Below are 16,199 nucleotides of genomic sequence, written 5' to 3' on the forward strand. Positions count from 1 at the left end.
GTGGCTTCTCAAATTTGATGTCCACTCCCAAGGTCCACTGGATGTCCAGTTGGACATTTCGGTGAGATTCTTGAGCTTGATGCGGTCGCCTTCAGTCAGCGATGGTTTGATGCGTGGAACACCCACGATGTGGCCCTTGAGGATTTCGAGCATGGACATGGCGTGAGAAGGGTGTCATCAACGCAGTTCAGTGGTGTGCGAGTGGGCATGAAGTTTGAGAAGCCACACTCGGGCATTCACTTCAATGGTTCGGGTGTGAAAGTTACGTCGACATCGCCCACGGTCATCGTCACCTGACCTTCCATCACCATCACCTGCGCCGAGACCCGTCGATCCACGGTATGGGCCAGCTGCTGAACCGGTGCGTTCGGTATCTGCAGCACCGACAGGTTCGGCAGCCCCGCCACTTTGGGTCCCACAGTGCACCACCAGGTAGCCACGCCGGAGGCGAACGGAAGCAGCACCACCTGGTCGGCCTGGCTGGCGGCCCTGCCCAAGGCACGTTCGTCGGGCTGGCCAACGTTGATCCACTCCAGGATCCGGCCGGTGTAGTCCGCGAGCCGCAAATCGGGCACGCCGGGTGTGGACAGGCCCGCCCCGAACGTCAACTCACCGTCGACGTCGCTGAGCCGGTGTGCGCGCAACCCAAAAGCCAACAACCGCACCACCATGCGCTCATCGGTCTCGCTGGGATGACGGGCGACGGTCAGCGTGTGATCGGCGTAGTAACCGTGATCGACATCGGAGACGCCAAGTTCGACCTTGAACACTGTTGCAGAAAGGGCCACACCATAGTGTCCACCCTGGTGGAGTTCCCCGGACAGTCAGGCGGCTTCGAATAGTCGAAACGCATGGCGCGAAGTTCGGTAGCTAGGCGGGGAAATCCGCGCTGCGCGAGAGCGTTTCGTTGACCCGAATGTCGGCCAGGTTCTGCTCCAGCGCTCCGATCACGGCGTCGTACCCGCTGCTGCCGAGGACTAGCCGACGGGGAGGTGGGTCCTGGGCCATCGCCGCGATCACCGCGCGGGCACCGCGACGCGGGTCGCCGGGCTGCACCCCGTCCATCTCGACGAAAGCAGCGCGTACCTGTTTCAGCATGTCGCGATAGACGGGAACCCGCTCCGCGACAGGCTCATTGGCGAATCCGGCGTAGGCGTTCGTACGAAACGCTCCCGGTTCGACCGTCAACACGGAGATGCCCTGTCCGGCGACCTCGTCACGCAAGGAATCGGTGACGGCTTCGATGGCGAACTTCGTCGCGCTGTAGTAGCCGAACCCGACCGCCGACACCAATCCGGCGACCGAGGACACGTTGACGATCCACCCGTTCCCGCGAGCACGCATCCCCGGCAACACCGCTCGGGTCACGGACAGCACCGCGAAGAAGTTGAGCTCGCACATCGCCCGAAGCGAGGACTCGTCCATTCCTTCGATCGATCCGTACCAGCCGCGGCCGGCGTTGTTGACCAGCACGTCGATACCGCCGAATCGCTCCTCGGCTGCACGCACTGCGTGCTGTACCTGGTCGGCGTCGGTGACGTCCAGCGCCACAACGAGAACCCGGTCCCCGTACTGCTGGGACCACGTCGCCAGCTCCTGCGGACGCCGGGACGTCAGCACCACCCGGTCACCCGTCTCGAGCGCCGCCTCGGCGAACGCCGTCCCGAAGTTGCCAGGTGTGCCACCGGTGATGAACCAGCGCCGCGTCACGGCTCGATCACCAACCGGCTGATCAGCGCGCCGTCGAAGGTGAACCGGTAATGCAGGTCGGCGACTCCACCGGGGAAGTTGCCCTCCAGATGCTGTGCGACGTCGACGGCAGTGTCGGTCGTGGTCGTGCCGGTGATCTCGGTGGTGTAGCTGTACTCGCTGGCGGCTGTCGCGACCCAGTCCCCGATCTCGTCGTGGCCCTCGTCGGTGACGACAGCGTCGGGGGTGAGCGTCGCGAGGGCTCGGTCGGCTTCGCGCGCGCCGAGTGCGGTCATGAACGTCTTGATGGTGTCCGGGAGTGCATCCCAATCTGTGGTCATGAGCCCACGATGGAGCTTTCCCTAAGGGGAAGGTCAAGCCCGGACCGGACGAATTCGTACCACCAGCCGCAGAGTTGACCTTCCCCTAGGGGGAAGTCGCACGATGGCCTGACCCGACAATGCGGGCGGCGGATCGCAAGAGGAGGACGCCATGGGCGCACAGGTCTCGATCGGTGACTTCGCCGTGATGACCAGCCTGAGCAGGAAGGCGCTGCGGCACTACCACGACATCGGCATTCTCGAACCCGCTCACATCGATTCCCACACCGGCTACCGCTTCTACGACACCAGCCAGGTCGATCACGCGCACATCATTCGCCGGTTCCGCGCCCTCGGCATGTCCATCCCCGACGTCAAGGCGCTGCTGAGCACTGACGACGCTGCGGCCCGAACCGAGATCATCACGACGCATCTCGAGCAGATGGAGGTGCAGCTGCAGCAGACGCGTGACACCGTCGGTGCCCTGCGTGAGCTGCTATCGCCCGTACGCACCCCGCTGCACGTGGAGTTGCGCACCGAACCCGCGCTTGCGGTGTGGTCCATCGGCGCCACCATCGAGGTTGCCGAGATCGACAGCTGGTTCGCGGCCACACTGAGCCAACTGCGGGACGCGCTCGCCGCAGCCGGAAGCGCTCCGGCGACGGTCGTGCCGGGTGGGCTTTACGACCGATCGATATTTCTCGAATCCCACGGGGACGCAATCCTATTCGTACCCGCACCGCCATCCGCGGAGCCACCGGAGGGTGTCCGTGCCGAGGTCTTGCCCCAGGGCGAATTCGCGGTACTCACGCACCCCGGCGGCCATGAGGGGATCGACCGCAGCTACGCGGCTCTCGGGATATACGCAAACGAGCATTTGATCACCCATCAGGGGCCGATCCGCGAACACTACCTCGGCAGTACGGCCTCGGAGCCAACGACCTTCACCGCCACGGAGATCTGTTGGCCGATCTTCAGCACCACTCCGCCACTGCCTGAGCGATGACTTACATGGAGCAGCCTCGATCCGGAATGGCTGGCGGCCCCGATTCGTAACATCCGTTCGAGGAAATCCGTTGTGCCACCGGTCGATTCAGCCCGTCTACGCTTCACCTAAACTAGGCCGGTAATCAGCCGCCTCGGCCTCGGCAGCAAGCAATGCGCCGAGCTCACCCTCCTGCTGGGCGACGAACACGCCGATCACCTGCCGGCACACCTCCGGCACGCTCACCCCACGCATGCCCGCAATTCGTGTCAGCCCGGCCAGCATTGACGTCGACACGTGAAACTGCACAGTGAACTGACCGCACGAACCATCCTCAGGCGGCAACCCCGGACCCACGACCACAGGTTCATCCACCCCGTACTCGTCCACCTGGGCACCCCGAGCTCGCTCAACAGCTCCACCACGACCACCGCCGGCGGCCGGATCCGGGAACTCCTCATGACTGAACAAACCCATTCCGTTAACGCTAGACCTCGCAGAATCCCCAGCCCGCCAACCAAGCGACGGCGTTCGCCAGAGACCAATGTGGCGCGCTGGTGAAAAAGCAATTTAACGGTGGGTCCAGTAGCGGCCCGTGACAGGATTCTTCAGCGTGACACGTCCCAATTTTCTGGTCATCGTGGCCGACGACCTCGGATTCTCCGACATCGGCGCTTTCGGCGGCGAAATCAATACCCCGAACCTGGATCGACTGGCCCACCGGGGCATCAGGCTCACCGATTTCCATTCCGCTCCAGCCTGTTCGCCGACGCGGGCGATGCTGCTGACCGGAACCGATCACCACGTCGCCGGAATCGGCACGATGCTCGAGATGGCCGCCCCTGAGTTCCGCGGCGCCCCCGGCTACGAGGGGTATCTGAACGACCGGGTCGTGGCGCTGCCCGAACTGCTTCGCGACGCCGGTTACCTGACGCTCATGTCGGGCAAGTGGCATCTGGGCGACACGATCGACAGGTCGCCGTGGGCACGGGGATTCGACCGCTCTTTCGCCCTGTTGCCGGCCGGTGCCAGCCACTACGGCACCCGCGGGGGTGGCGGGCTCTCTCCGGTGCCGACGATGTTCACCGAGGACGATCAGTTCGTCACCGTGGGCGAGGACTTCTACTCGTCGGATGCCTACACCGACACGCTGCTGCGGTACCTCCACGAACGTCCCCAAGACGGTGAAGACCAGCCCTTCTTCGCCTATCTGCCCTTCCAGGCGCCGCATTGGCCGCTGCACGCGCCGCAGGAAACCATCGCCACCTACCACGGCCGCTATGACGCCGGACCGGACGCACTGCGCGAGGAGCGGCTGGCCGCGCTCACCCGGCTGGGCCTGTGCCCACCCGACGTCGAGCCGCACCCGGTGGTCGCCGACGGCGCGCCCGAGTGGACGGACATGACCGACGAGCAGCGTGCCGTCTCCGCCCGCAACATGGAGGTGTACGCCGCCATGGTGGACCGGATGGACTGGAACATCGGCAGGGTGATCGACTACCTCGACGGCACCGGCGAGTTGGACAACACGGTCGTGATCTTTCTGTCCGACAACGGCGCGGAGGGGACGATCGTCGAGGCCATGCCCATGCGCGGCCCCGAGATCGAAGCGTTCGTCGCCAAGCACTGTGACAACAGCGTGGACAACCTCGGTGCCCCCACCTCCTGGGCCTGGTACGGCCCGCGCTGGGCGCAGGCCGCCACCGCGCCGTCGCGGCTGCACAAGGCGTTCACCACCGAGGGCGGTATCCGGGTGGTGGGCTTCGTCACCTGGCCGGGCTTTGCTCGCCAGCGTGAGATCGGCACGGCCTTCACCACGGTGATGGACATTGCACCGACTGTGCTTGAGCTCGCCGGCGCCGCGCATCCGGGTACCGAGTACCAGGGCAGAACGGTTGAGCCGATGCGCGGCCGGTCGATGGTGCCCTACCTGTCCGGACAGGCAGATGTGGTGCACGATGCCGACACCGGTACGGGGTGGGAGTTGTTCGGCCGCCGCGCGATTCGCCAGGGCGATTGGAAGGCGCTTCATCTGCCCGCGCCCTACGGTCCAGGCACCTGGCAGCTCTATGACCTCTCGAGTGATCCCGGCGAGGTGCATGACCAGGCCGCCTCGCGACCCGAAAAACTGGCTGACTTGCTCGAGCTGTGGGACCGCTACGTCGAAGACAACGGCGTGATCATCGGACCCGTGTCGCTGTTCGAGCTCGACGCGGAGGCGTAGTGACCGCGTGGGCAGTCGAGTTGAGGAATCTGTTGGCGCCTAGCCTGTGCTGATGCCACGCAAACTCAGTGACGACGAAGTTGAGGCGTACCTGGATAGCCGCCCGGGCTGGGCGATCCTGACCACCATCGAAAAGGATGGCTTCCCGCACTCCGTACCTCTCGGATACTTCCGCCTCGGCCGCGACGTCATCCTCGGTGTGCGAGATGGCACCCGGAAGGTGGCGAATATCGAAAGCAACCCGAACGTGAGCATCTTGCTCGAAGACGGCTCCACGATGGCAGATATCCGCGGTGTGATGCTGCAAGGCCGCGCCCGCATTGTTCGCGAACCAGGGGAGGCGCTCGAGCTCGCGAGGGAAGGCGCTCGGGCCCGGGGCGTGGCAGAGTCCGACTGGCCGACCGAACCCAGACCGGGCGCCGCCTATATCCGCGTGAGCCCCGTTCGAACCGTGTCCTGGGATTACGGAAATTCGTCGTCGAACGACGCTTAGTCTGCCGACACCGCAATGGCGCAGCGTCTTGTCGCTGCTCGGCTAGACAACGTTCAGCGCAGTTCGTAGCCTTGCCCGGGACATCGATAGCCGGGCCAGGACCGCTCCATGACCGAAGGATCGTGACAATCCGCATGACCGGGATTCGCCACTGCCTTCGCCGGACGGTGTGCGTTGCCGGGTCTGTGTTGCTTGTGGTGGCCGCGCCGCTGGGTGCGGTGCACGCGGAGCCGGCCGACGACGCGTTGGGCAGGCTGAACGAGTTGTCTCAACAGGCGGTGCGCAGCCGCGAAGCCGTCACGTCCGCTCAGCGCGACGCCGACGCCGCCCAAGCCCAGCAGGCCGCGGCGGAGGACCGCGAACGCGCCGACCTGGCCGCGTTGGAGGCCGCGAACAATCAACTGGCGCCCTATCAGGCCGCGGTCGACCGCCTTGCGGCGATGACCTACATGGGCGGCGGCGAAAGCCAGCTGGCAGCGGTTCTCACCGCGCCGTCGCCGCAACGTCTCATCGACAAGTTGTCGCTGCAGCATCTGGTGAACGCCACGACCGCCGATCAGATGAGGGGATATCGGGACACGCGAGAGCGTGCCGCAGCCGTCGCCCGTGCCTCAGAGCAATCAGCAGCCGACGCCCGCGCCGCGGCCGAGCGGGCTGCCGCAATCCGCGCGGACCTGAACGCCACGTGGCAGGAACTGTTGCGTCAGATCGCCGCCGCGGAAACTCAGTACGCAGCGTTGACGCCCCAGCAGCAAGCGGTAATCGACAACGCCGCGCCGCCGCCATTGCCACCGGATGTGCGCCCCCCGCAGGACCCGGCGATCGTCGCGATGCCTGGCCTGCCGCCCGGCGACCTGGCTCCACCACCCCCGGCCGCCATGCCGGACGATCCCGCGGCATTACCGGTCGGTGTCGCCAATGAGGTTGGCCTGCAACCCAACACAGTCCTGGTCGCACGAACGATCAGTGCAGAATTCCCGCAGATCGCCACCATCGACGGGGTACGGCCGGATTCGAAGCCGTGGCATCCGCGCGGTCTCGCGATCGACATCATGATCCCCAACCCGGAGAGTCCCGAGGGCATTGCCCTTGGCGACCAGATCCGCGCGTTCGCGCTCGCCAACGCCGCCCGATTCGGTCTGCAGGACGTGATCTGGCGGGGCGTCTACTCCACGCCGGCCGGACCGCAAGCCACGGGTTACGGACACTTCGACCACGTGCACATCACCACCACTCCGCGCGGCTGACTCGCCGACCAACCCGGATTCGCAGTCGAGCTTTCCGCCGTCATGGACGCACGGGCGCTCGGTCACGCGATCTTGGCAGCCTCGATGATGTCGTGCGGCACAACGGAGAACGCTCGACCGGTGGGCCGCAGACCGGCGCCGACCAGCAGGTCGTCGAGTTCGGCCCGCGAGCGCAAGCGGCCGCCGTCGCGCTGCGTCAGCGTGTGCAGGTCCAACAGCGGCGAGAACGGATTCGGGCGATTGCGCGGCTGCAGATACTCGACCACCAGCAGCTTCGCGCCGACGGGCATGCCGGCTGCCACCGCGGCGAGGATCGTCGCGCAGCGTTCGTCGTCCCAGTCGTGCAGCACGTCTTTGAGAAGGTAGACGTCGGCGGTGGCGTCGACGGACCGGAAGATGTCTCCCTCGACACAGTCGATCCGGTCGGCGACTCCGCGGTCGGTGAGGAAGCGCTCGGCCTCGGCGATCATTCCGGCGCTGTCGACCAGCACTCCGCGCAGATTGGCCTGCGATTCGGTGACGATTACCGACAACAGCGTGCCGATCCCGCCGGCCACATCACACACCACGGCGCCGTCGGGCCACGGATACACCCGCGCGATCCCGCGGGCGATGATGCTCGTGGCCTGGCGCATCGTCGCGGCGAAGAGGTGTTGCTCATCGGGATGGGCGGCGTACCAGTCCCATACCGACATGCCGTGCACGATCTCGAACGCGCTGCGGCCGCTGCGCACACTCTCGGCGAGCCCACCCCACGCGTCGACGGTCGATTGCATTCCCTTGTAACGCATCCAGGCCCGCAACGACGACGGGTGGTCGCTGCGGAGCACGGCGCCCATCGGAGTCATCCTCGCCGCCCCGGTGCGGCGGTCCAGGGTGCACAGGCCGCACGCGGTCGCGCCGCGCAGCAGGCGATGGGTGGTCTCCTCGTCGCAGCCGATCCGCGCGGCGATCTTCTTGGCGGTCAATGGCCCGTCCGCAAGCACGTCGGCGATCCCCAGCTCGGCGATGCTCGCAGCGATCTGGACGCCGGCGACGCCCTCTCCGACGTCGAGCATCGCGAACTGCGGTGGCACCATCTTGTCGGCGAGTCGCTTGAGTGCGCGCCGCAATGCGAGGGTGGCCAGCACCACGGGCAGCGGTGTCGATGGCATCCGTGCAGGCTACCCGCGCGGTGCGGGGATGCCTGCTGTTTCGTCGGCGACACGACGAATCGCACTTCGAGGTATTCGGCGAGCTCGCGGTCGGGGGCCGGCGCTATACGCGAATTGTCTTGCGCAGCAGCGGAAACGCTAGGCGAGGAGTCGCTGCGCGTTCTCCGACGTCACTCGCCGCCAATCGGTGCTCGAATCGGCGTCTAGGGCGTCCACCTGCTTGGCGACACCGAACGCGGGTGTCCAGCAGTAGTCGCTTCCGTACAGGATGCGTTCGGTGCCGACCACATCCGTCACGACGGCCGCCTGGGTGGGCAGCGGATACCCGGCGAGGTCGAACCAGAAGCGGCGCAACTGGGTTTCGGTCGTCAGGGGTCCGGGTGGACTGCCGTCGGGCATCGGCCACAGGCTGCGGAACTGTTCGATACGCGCCGCCAGAAGCGGCAGGGCGGCCCCGCAATGCGGGATCAGGAACTTGATGTCGGGGTAACGGCCGAGGACATTCGCGAAGATCAAATCGGTTACGGTCCGGGTGGTTTCGAACATGAACTCGAGCAGGGGCCGGGGCCGACCGAGTGCAACGGCTTCGGCGTGTGACGGTGACGTCGGGTGGACGAACACGATGGAACGCCGCGCGTTCAGGCATTCCCACAGCGGATCGAGCGCCGCGTCACCGAGGTACTGTCCGCGGTGGTTGCTCAGGAGAACCACGCCGGCCGCTGCGTGACCGTCGATCGCGCGCTGGGCTTCGACGACCGCCGCGTCGACGTCGGGCAGTGGAAGGGAAGCGAAGAACGAGAAGCGCTCTGGATGGGCAGCGACTGTCGTGACGGCGAAGTCGTTGACGTGGCGGGCCAGGGCGGGCGCGGTCGATGGATCCGCGAACGACACTCCGGGCGAGGACATCGACAGGACCGCGTGACGAATCCGGTTGTGCTGCATCAGCTCGAGCTGTGCCTCGATGCTCCAGGACGGCCACATGGGCATGCCGTCAGGTTGCTCGATCCCCGCGGAAACCGCGGCGCTGACGTATTCGTCGGTGAGGAAGTGGGCGTGCACATCGACCAGTTCGGAGCCGTTCGATCTGGCCACTCGCTCTCCTCGGTCTCAGGGCTCGCATCCCAGGTCGATCCGCCGCACGACCAAATCTACGCGGCGTCGCACCCGGAACGGACCTCTACGAGAGTGGTAACGCCCGGCACATCAGGCAGCGATAATGACGGCATGGTAAAGAAAATTGCTGTTGTCCTGCTCAGCGCGGCCGCATTGTCGGCCATCCCCGCGGCGATCTCCCCGATGGCCCAGGCCGACGTGTGTGGCGACATCGGTGGCCGGCACGTCACCGTCGGCGGCTGCACACCGGGTATCGCGGGCGATGCCGTGGACGCGGCGGTCGCGGGTGACTGGGTTCGCTACGGCTTGCCCGAAACCTACGCGTTTTCGCTGGTCCCCGCCTTCCCCGGCGAACAGCCCTGTATCTCTCCCAACGGGCTGCCGTATTACACCCCCGGTGACGCTCCCTGCTGGGTCGGGTAGCTCCCGCCTGGGAACACCCGTTCCGTCCGAGCGGGTCCCCTAGTCTCGGAGCGTGACCTCCGCTGCTCAAGAACAGTCCGTCGTTGTCGGCATCGATGGATCGGACGCCTCGCTCGGTGCCGCCCGGTGGGCCGCGGAGTTCGCCGCCACCCATGCCCGCCCGTTGACGTTGCTGCACGCGGTCCCGCGGCTCGAGTGGCATTTCGCGGGTGCTGACGCACCCACCGGACCCGAGGGCAACGGCGACGAAGTGCTCGCGGCGGCCGAAGCGGACCTGCGGTCGGCGCACCCCGATCTCGTGGTCAGCACCGTGACGGTCAGGGCTGCTGTCGCGACGGCCCTGGCAGACGCCTCGCTGGAGGCCCGGCTGCTCGTGGTGGGCACCGGCGCGGCGGACCATCGAGCGCTGGGCGGCCATGCTGTGCGGACCGTCCACCGTGCTCAGTGTCCGGTGGTGGTCTGGCGGGCACCCGTGGCCAAGCGGACCGGCAAACCATTGCCGGTCGTGGTCGGTATCGACGACTCGGAGTCGTCCGGACGGGCGCTCGCGGAAGCCTTCGACATCGCCCGTGCGTTGCACGCACAGCTGACGGTGGTGCACATGTGGGAGATCGACGCGGCAGTCGGAATGGGCGACCTCGGCGGCGCGGGCAACATGGACTGGCAGTTGCTCGATGTGCTGGAGACCCAGCAGCGCCGGCGGATGGACGAGCTGGTGCAACCGCTGGCCGGGAAGTATCCCAACGCCCACGTGGTCAAGGTTTTTCAGGACGTCAGCCCGGCGAAAGGCCTCACCGATCTGTCACGGGAGGCTCAGCTGGTGGTCGTCGGCAGTCACGGCCGCGGAAGGCTGGCCGGCTCGATCCTCGGCTCGGTCGGCCAGAATCTGATCCATCACGCCGAATGCCCGGTGCTGGTGGTCCGGTAATTGACACGGTTGGACAACCTCCGCACCGTTTCGTAACCTTTCCGAGACCTTAGCCACAGGGGTCTGCAATTCGACGGAGACGACGTCGCCCGGCAGTCAAAGGATGCGCAGTCGTGAAGTTTCACCGGCCGTTCGCACCGAAAACGGGTCCGAGCAGGGCAGCGGGAGCGATCGCGATCGTCACTGCCTTCTGCGTGGTGTCGGCCGGTTCGGCGTTCGCCGAGCCGGAGTCAGACGAGCTGGCCAAGCTGAACGAGCTGACCAAACAGGCGCAGCAGTTGATCGAGACCGCTCAATCCGTTCAGCTGGACCTCGAGAAGAAGGTGCAGCTGCAGAGCGCCGCGGAGCAGAAGCACGTCGATGACATAGCCGTGCTCGAATCAACCCAGGCGCAGCTGGCTGACTATCAGGGGACCGTCGACAGGGCCGCGGCCGCCATCTACTCCGGTGGGCGCACCGACAGCGTGACGGCGTTCTTCGTCGCCGCGTCGCCGCAGCGCCTGATCGACGAACTGGCCTTCCAGCGGACGATCACCGACCAGATGACGGGGCAGCTGCAGAAGTTCCGCGACGCCCAGCGACAGGCCGCGGTCGCCGCAGCGGCCTCCGCCGAATCCGCCGCCACCGCCAAAGCGGCCGCCGACGCCGCGGCCACGCTGCGAGCCGATCTGGAGACCAAGCAGTCGGAGGTCGAGGGTCAGGTCAGATTGGTGCGGGCGACCTACTACGCGCTACCGGCCGCTCAGCAAGCGTTGTTGGGCCCGGGCGGCGCGATCCCCACCGTCGGGATGAGCGGCCTGACCCCCAATGCCCGAACCCTTGCGGCGTACATCATCGCGACCTTCCCGGGTGTGCAGTCCATCGGTGGCGTGCGTGCGGACTCGCTTCCCGATCATCCGAGCGGCCACGCCATCGACATCATGATCGGCTCCGATATGGCGCTCGGCGATGCGATCAACGCCGACGTGCAAAGCCAGGCTGAACGGTTCGGGGTGTCCTACACGATGTGGCGGGTGGCCAACCACTTCAACCACGTCCACGTCACGGTGTCCTGAGTTCTACCGACACCCTTAGTGCGCCGCGTCGATCCCGGTGATGGTGATGGCGAACGGGCCCTGCTGTTTGTCGAGAATGTAGACCGACACTCCGCTGATGCTCGACGGGTCCAGAGTCGCAGGGGCCTGCGGCGCTGGATCCATACGCATCCCCACCGGCTGAAAAGCTCCCACCGCAAGCTCGTACGTCCGTTGCACGCCGGCTTCGGTGCGGAAACGCTGGATGTAGGACCAGGGCTGTCCCGCGGCGCCCACCCTCAACACGTAGGTCTTACCGTCACCCACCGCGCGCACGCGGATCGACGTCGCACCCGTGGCTCGGCGCCCGATATCGGGGTCTTCCGGACTGCGGGCGGAGGCGAAACCGCCGTTGTTCTCCAGGGAGATGGTCCCCGAAAACACAAGGCCACCATCGCCGTACGCGACGTTCGACGTGGACCGACCGCCCATGACGGGGTCGTTGACCGTCGTCCAGCGGGCAACGTCGGCGGCGTTGAGGGACACCAGCGGGACCTCGGATCCGGGGTTCTCGGCCGCCGGGGCGGACGAGCGCCCAGGCGCTGACGCAGTCGTCGTCGCATCCGCTCCGGCGGGTCGCTCGCCGCTTCCACATGACACCAGCAGGAGTGTCGAGAGTGCTGCCATGGGGCCGGCCAGCCCATATCGAATCATCAACACCGCCCCGGATTGGCGCGAATTTCGTTGCCGCGCATCGGCATGCCATCGATCACGGCGTAGATTCGCTGAAGGTCGGGGACCCCGGTGACGCGCAGTTTCTCGCCGCCGTCTTTGCCGATCAGCACCACCGTGAAGGCCTGCGTATCGACGGCGAACTGGGTCCTCAGCCGCTGCGCCTGCTCGGCGTCGACGGGTTGACCGTCGAGCGTGCTGTCGCCGGTGGCCAGCACCTGCCCGAGCACCATGTCGCGGGAGGCGAAGTCACAGCCGGTGGCCTCGATCCGGCTCAACGTCTCGGCGAGCCGCGGGTCGCTGTGCGCGGGCGCGAACACCAGCAGAGGACGACGTTCCCAGCGATAGTCGCCGAGTTCAGCAGCCATGGCGGTAGCTGATCCGAGGGCGCCGCTCATCAGCAGAACAGTGAGGACAACCGTCCATCGGAAGATGCTGCGCTTCACGGCCATGGTGCTTCTCAACTGTACCGGCCGACGGCGGGTCGCCGCTCACACCGGGGCGAAGCGCGAGTCGACGCGGCGATCGCCGGGTGATCCAAACCTTCCTGCCAAGGGTCATTGCACGCTGGCTATCCGGCGAAATGCTCGCAGCAAAACCGCTCTCAGTTCGTGCTCCGGGTGATCTCCGAGCGCCGAGAGCGCCGGACCCACCGACGTCGCTGAATACACAGCGAATCGCTGGTCCAGGCTTGGATCGGGCCCATAGGTGACCTCGATGAGCGTATCGAGCATCCCGGGCCCACCGACCGCGGTGCGCATGGCTTCACGGAATGCGGCCTGCTGCGCCATTATTCGCGCGAACTCACGGCGTGAGAGAAACAGGTCGGCCAGCCCGGTCACCAGTATCTCCGTGCGTTCCGGCCCACGGGGGTGGGCCCGGGCACGATCCAGGAGTGCGGCGATGGCCGTCCGAGCCGGCTCAGCTAGGTCCTTGAGGATCTCCTGCTTACCGCGGTAGTGGTAGAACACCGCTGGCTTGGTCAGTCCCATCTCGTTGGCAATGTCCTGCAACGACGTTGCCTCATAGCCCTTTTCGGCGAACAGCGTCAGCGCCACACTGACGATGCGAGCACGTGTCTGGCGGACGCGCTCTGCGCGGGTCTGAGGCTCAGGATCGTGCGGGACCACGCGCTCACTTTACGGCTGTTAGACGGATCACATGTCCATCGTCGGCTGGACATTTCATTTAACGGTCGTAAAGTGAACCCCGACAACCGCCCGACCGGAAGGACAGCTGATGCTCGATGAAGTCGCTGGCGCGAGCGCCGCCACAACGACAGCGCAGGGCCGCCATCACGAGATCGCGTGGATCACGTTGGGAACAATGAGCGGTCCACTTCCGAGCGCCGTACGGCACCAGCCGGCGAACGTGCTCTACGACGGGGTGGAGGCGATTGTCGTTGATTGCGGCGACGGCGCGGTCGATCAGCTGTCCAAAGCCGGGATCTCACTTCCGGCCGTGCACACCGTGATACTGAGCCACCTGCACATCGACCACACCGCAGGGCTGTACGGACTCCTGGGGCGCCGGCTGCAGGCGCAGATCCCGGGACCGCTGATCATTTACGGCCCGCCTGGCACCCTCCGCATCGCCAATGCGATCCGGTCATCGTTCGATTTCGCGTCCGGGCTGATGTCGCAGGTCCCGGGTTTCATCCGGCAGTCTGACGCCGACATCACCGTCATCGAGATCACCGACGGCTCCAGTTTCACCGTGGGACGAATCGATGTCACGGCGACGATCAACACGCACTACGGCTATCCGGAGGGCAGCCCGGAAGCATCGCGCTACCAGTCGCTTTCGCTGCGCTTCGATACCCCGACACGCAGTCTGGTCTATACCGGTGATACCGGCCCGAGTGACAAGGTCGAGCGTCTGGCTCTCGGGGCGGATGTGCTGGTAAGCGAGATCACCGACCCCGATCAGGTCGTCGGACAGATTTCGCGCTCTCTGCCATTTCCGTCGGAGGTGCTGGCTGCCATCAAACGACGCTTCGAGCGCGAACATCTCACTGCCGAGGAGGTGGGTCTATTGGCGAGCCGCGCAGATGTCAAATCGGTTGTCATCACTCACAATCCGCTGACGCCCGAGAATGTGGCCAGGGCTCGCACCGCTATCGGCTCGCACTTCACCGGCGCGGTGGCGTTCGCCGACGACCTGGACATCTACTAGTCACGAGGGACAGCGCACCAATGATGTCGAGATATCTGGAAGCCCAGGACCACCCGGAAATATTTGTGCCGCACCACTATCCAGAACAGGTCGCTGATCTCGGCGAGGTCAGAATGAACTACGCGACCGCGGGTGACGCGCGCAATCCGGCCATCCTCTTGATTCCCGGCCAGACCGAGTCATGGTGGGGTTACGAACAAGCCATGAAGCTGCTGTCGCCGCGATTCCACGTCCACGCGATCGATCTGCGCGGGCAAGGACGGTCCACCTGGACGCCCGGCCGGTACAGTCTGGACTTGTTCGGGTCTGACCTCGTTCGATTCATCGATCGAGTGATCGGACGCCCCGTGGTGGTCAGCGGACTGTCGTCGGGCGGCGTCATCGCGGCATGGCTGTCTGCCTACGCAGCGCCCGGTCAGATCCGCGCAGCCGTCTACGAAGATGCCCCGCTGTTCGCCTCCGAGGTCAACCCTGCAGTGGGACAGTCCATTCGGCAAGCTGTCGGACCGCTGTTCGACCTGCTCTACAAATGGCTGGGGGCGCAGTGGAGCATTGCCGACGTCGACGGCATGCGGAAAGCGCAGAAAGCGGAACTGCCCGCATGGATGCCGGCACACGACGGGGTGCCCCAAAACCTGCGCGAGTACGACCCGGAGTGGGGACACGCATTTTCGACCGGGACGGTGGCCCAGAACTGCGACCACGAAACCATGCTCGCTCACGTGAAGGTGCCGGTGTTGTTCACCCATCACTTCCGCATGCAGGATCCAGCGACCGGGCATCTCATCGGCGCCATCTCCGACCAGCAGGTGCGCCATGTGCAGCGCCTCGTGGAGCAGGCCGGAAACTCCTTCAGCTATCAGAGTTTCCCCCAGATGCCGCACTCGATGCACGGCCACGACCCACAGATGTTCGTCGACACCGTGACCACCTGGCTGGGGACCCTGCCATCGTGAGACGACGATCGACGACGGCCAAAAAGCATCGGAGCACATCGATTAACGACCGCCTCCACCGCGTGCGGGCGGAGTTCGCCGCGGTCATCACGTCACCCACATCGAAGCTGATCGACCTCGCGGGCGGCTGGCACGGCCTCGTTGATGCGCTGGTGCCGCACACCCTTTTCCTCGTCATCTACTTGGCAACACGGCAGATCGGCCCCGCCGTGTGTGCGGCGTTGGCGCTCGCCGTGGCCATGGCGGTGATACGACTGCTCAGTCGACAGCCGCTGCGGACTGCGGTGGCCGGCGCGGCGTTGATCGGGGTGTCCGCCCTGGTGGTCGTCAGCACAGGTGACGGGACCGACTTCTATCTCCTGGACATCGCCCGTACGTCGGTGTTGAGCGTCATCCTGGTGGCCTCGTTGGTGGTCCGCCGCCCGCTTGTCGGAGTCCTCGTCGGGCCGGTGATCGCCGACGCACGGTGGTACTCCGATCGCGTTCAACGTCGCGCCTATGACCTGTGCACCGTCATCTGGGCGGCCGCCGTCGTTGCGCGCAGCGCCGTCAAGATCCCCTTTTACCTCGACGACAACGTGGTAGCGCTGGGCGTCGCCAGCATGGTGATGGGGGTGCCCTTGCTGGTGGTGACAACGTACCTGCAGCTACGGATTCTGCGGGCCACGTATTCGCAGCAGGTGACGGCTCGGTCAACGCTTGATGTGCCGCGATAGGGGCTCGTCGCCGAGGAGGGCACGATAGAGC

The 16,199-nt window shown here is 65.9% G+C and carries 19 protein-coding genes; 10 read left to right on the plus strand and 9 right to left on the minus strand.

The window, feature by feature from the left end; all coding sequences use genetic code 11:
• Positions 1–236 precede the first annotated feature (236 nt).
• The 3 genes from CRM90_RS04820 to CRM90_RS04830 form a co-directional block, all read right to left on the minus strand.
• Positions 237–788 (minus strand): YaeQ family protein, encoded by a 552-nt coding sequence (locus CRM90_RS04820; RefSeq protein WP_102805867.1) that lies wholly within the window; start codon positions 786–788, stop codon positions 237–239.
• Positions 789–870: 82 nt separating this feature from the next.
• The gene (locus CRM90_RS04825; protein WP_102805868.1) at positions 871–1,710 is read right to left on the minus strand and encodes an SDR family NAD(P)-dependent oxidoreductase; all 840 of its coding nucleotides are present in this window, start codon (positions 1,708–1,710) and stop codon (positions 871–873) included.
• Positions 1,707–2,030, minus strand: a complete 324-nt coding sequence (locus tag CRM90_RS04830; protein WP_199189779.1) for a nuclear transport factor 2 family protein — start codon at positions 2,028–2,030, stop codon at positions 1,707–1,709. The genes CRM90_RS04825 and CRM90_RS04830 overlap by 4 nt, the downstream gene beginning before the upstream one ends.
• Positions 2,031–2,181: 151 nt before the next feature.
• Here CRM90_RS04830 and CRM90_RS04835 point away from each other — a divergent pair, with 151 nt between their 5' ends.
• Positions 2,182–3,015, plus strand: a complete 834-nt coding sequence (locus tag CRM90_RS04835; protein ID WP_102805869.1) for a MerR family transcriptional regulator — start codon at positions 2,182–2,184, stop codon at positions 3,013–3,015.
• A gap of 96 nt (positions 3,016–3,111) precedes the next feature.
• Here CRM90_RS04835 and CRM90_RS04840 read toward each other — a convergent pair whose 3' ends face one another.
• Positions 3,112–3,384 carry a hypothetical protein gene (locus tag CRM90_RS04840; RefSeq protein WP_233209165.1) on the minus strand — a complete coding sequence of 91 codons (273 nt, stop codon included), beginning with the start codon at positions 3,382–3,384 and terminating at the stop codon, positions 3,112–3,114.
• A 223-nt stretch (positions 3,385–3,607) separates the two neighbouring features.
• Here CRM90_RS04840 and CRM90_RS04845 point away from each other — a divergent pair, with 223 nt between their 5' ends.
• The 3 genes from CRM90_RS04845 to CRM90_RS04855 all read left to right on the plus strand — a co-directional run bounded on the left by CRM90_RS04845 (position 3,608) and on the right by CRM90_RS04855 (position 6,958).
• Entirely contained in the window at positions 3,608–5,218 is a 1,611-nt protein-coding gene (locus CRM90_RS04845) for an arylsulfatase (RefSeq protein ID WP_102806114.1), read from the plus strand.
• Positions 5,219–5,270: 52 nt separating this feature from the next.
• Positions 5,271–5,711: a pyridoxamine 5'-phosphate oxidase family protein gene (locus CRM90_RS04850; protein ID WP_142391321.1), complete on the plus strand. Its 441-nt coding sequence runs from the start codon at positions 5,271–5,273 to the stop codon at positions 5,709–5,711.
• 134 nt (positions 5,712–5,845) lie between these two features.
• Entirely contained in the window at positions 5,846–6,958 is a 1,113-nt protein-coding gene (locus CRM90_RS04855) for a VldE C-terminal domain-containing protein (protein WP_102805872.1), read from the plus strand.
• A gap of 62 nt (positions 6,959–7,020) precedes the next feature.
• On the opposite strand, the gene CRM90_RS04860 is transcribed toward CRM90_RS04855, so the two are convergent.
• Together CRM90_RS04860 and CRM90_RS04865 are read right to left on the minus strand one after the other, a co-directional pair.
• A complete protein-coding gene (locus CRM90_RS04860; RefSeq protein WP_102805873.1) occupies positions 7,021–8,112 on the minus strand; it encodes a methyltransferase in 1,092 nt (363 codons plus the stop codon).
• 138 nt (positions 8,113–8,250) lie between these two features.
• Positions 8,251–9,204 (minus strand): amidohydrolase family protein, encoded by a 954-nt coding sequence (locus tag CRM90_RS04865; protein WP_102805874.1) that lies wholly within the window; start codon positions 9,202–9,204, stop codon positions 8,251–8,253.
• Between the two features lie 132 nt (positions 9,205–9,336).
• Between CRM90_RS04865 and CRM90_RS04870 the strand changes: the two genes are divergently transcribed.
• The 3 genes from CRM90_RS04870 (at position 9,337) to CRM90_RS04880 (ending at position 11,631) form a co-directional block, all read left to right on the plus strand.
• Positions 9,337–9,648, plus strand: a complete 312-nt coding sequence (locus tag CRM90_RS04870; RefSeq protein ID WP_102805875.1) for a hypothetical protein — start codon at positions 9,337–9,339, stop codon at positions 9,646–9,648.
• 52 nt (positions 9,649–9,700) lie between these two features.
• Positions 9,701–10,576, plus strand: a complete 876-nt coding sequence (locus tag CRM90_RS04875; protein ID WP_102805876.1) for a universal stress protein — start codon at positions 9,701–9,703, stop codon at positions 10,574–10,576.
• Between the two features lie 113 nt (positions 10,577–10,689).
• A complete protein-coding gene (locus CRM90_RS04880; protein ID WP_102805877.1) occupies positions 10,690–11,631 on the plus strand; it encodes a coiled-coil domain-containing protein in 942 nt (313 codons plus the stop codon).
• Between the two features lie 15 nt (positions 11,632–11,646).
• Here the strand turns inward: CRM90_RS04880 and CRM90_RS04885 are convergent, their stop codons facing one another.
• The 3 genes from CRM90_RS04885 to CRM90_RS04895 form a co-directional block, all read right to left on the minus strand.
• Complete coding sequence (locus CRM90_RS04885) at positions 11,647–12,276, minus strand: CIA30 family protein (RefSeq protein WP_102805878.1); 630 nt, start codon at positions 12,274–12,276, stop codon at positions 11,647–11,649.
• Between the two features lie 26 nt (positions 12,277–12,302).
• A complete protein-coding gene (locus CRM90_RS04890; RefSeq protein ID WP_233209166.1) occupies positions 12,303–12,719 on the minus strand; it encodes a DUF4174 domain-containing protein in 417 nt (138 codons plus the stop codon).
• Positions 12,720–12,878: 159 nt separating this feature from the next.
• On the minus strand, positions 12,879–13,451 hold the full coding sequence (locus tag CRM90_RS04895; protein ID WP_102805880.1) for a TetR/AcrR family transcriptional regulator: 573 nt from the start codon (positions 13,449–13,451) through the stop codon (positions 12,879–12,881).
• Between the two features lie 109 nt (positions 13,452–13,560).
• On the opposite strand from CRM90_RS04895, the gene CRM90_RS04900 reads away from it, so the two are divergent.
• The 3 genes from CRM90_RS04900 to CRM90_RS30465 all read left to right on the plus strand — a co-directional run bounded on the left by CRM90_RS04900 (position 13,561) and on the right by CRM90_RS30465 (position 16,168).
• Positions 13,561–14,496, plus strand: a complete 936-nt coding sequence (locus CRM90_RS04900; protein WP_102805881.1) for an MBL fold metallo-hydrolase — start codon at positions 13,561–13,563, stop codon at positions 14,494–14,496.
• Positions 14,497–14,516: 20 nt separating this feature from the next.
• Complete coding sequence (locus tag CRM90_RS04905; protein ID WP_199189780.1) at positions 14,517–15,452, plus strand: alpha/beta hydrolase; 936 nt, start codon at positions 14,517–14,519, stop codon at positions 15,450–15,452.
• A gap of 62 nt (positions 15,453–15,514) precedes the next feature.
• On the plus strand, positions 15,515–16,168 hold the full coding sequence (locus CRM90_RS30465) for a DUF3159 domain-containing protein (RefSeq protein ID WP_158248985.1): 654 nt from the start codon (positions 15,515–15,517) through the stop codon (positions 16,166–16,168).
• Positions 16,169–16,199: the final 31 nt, after the last annotated feature.

The organism is Mycobacterium sp. ENV421 (assembly GCF_002887815.1).
GTDB lineage: Bacteria > Actinomycetota > Actinomycetes > Mycobacteriales > Mycobacteriaceae > Mycobacterium.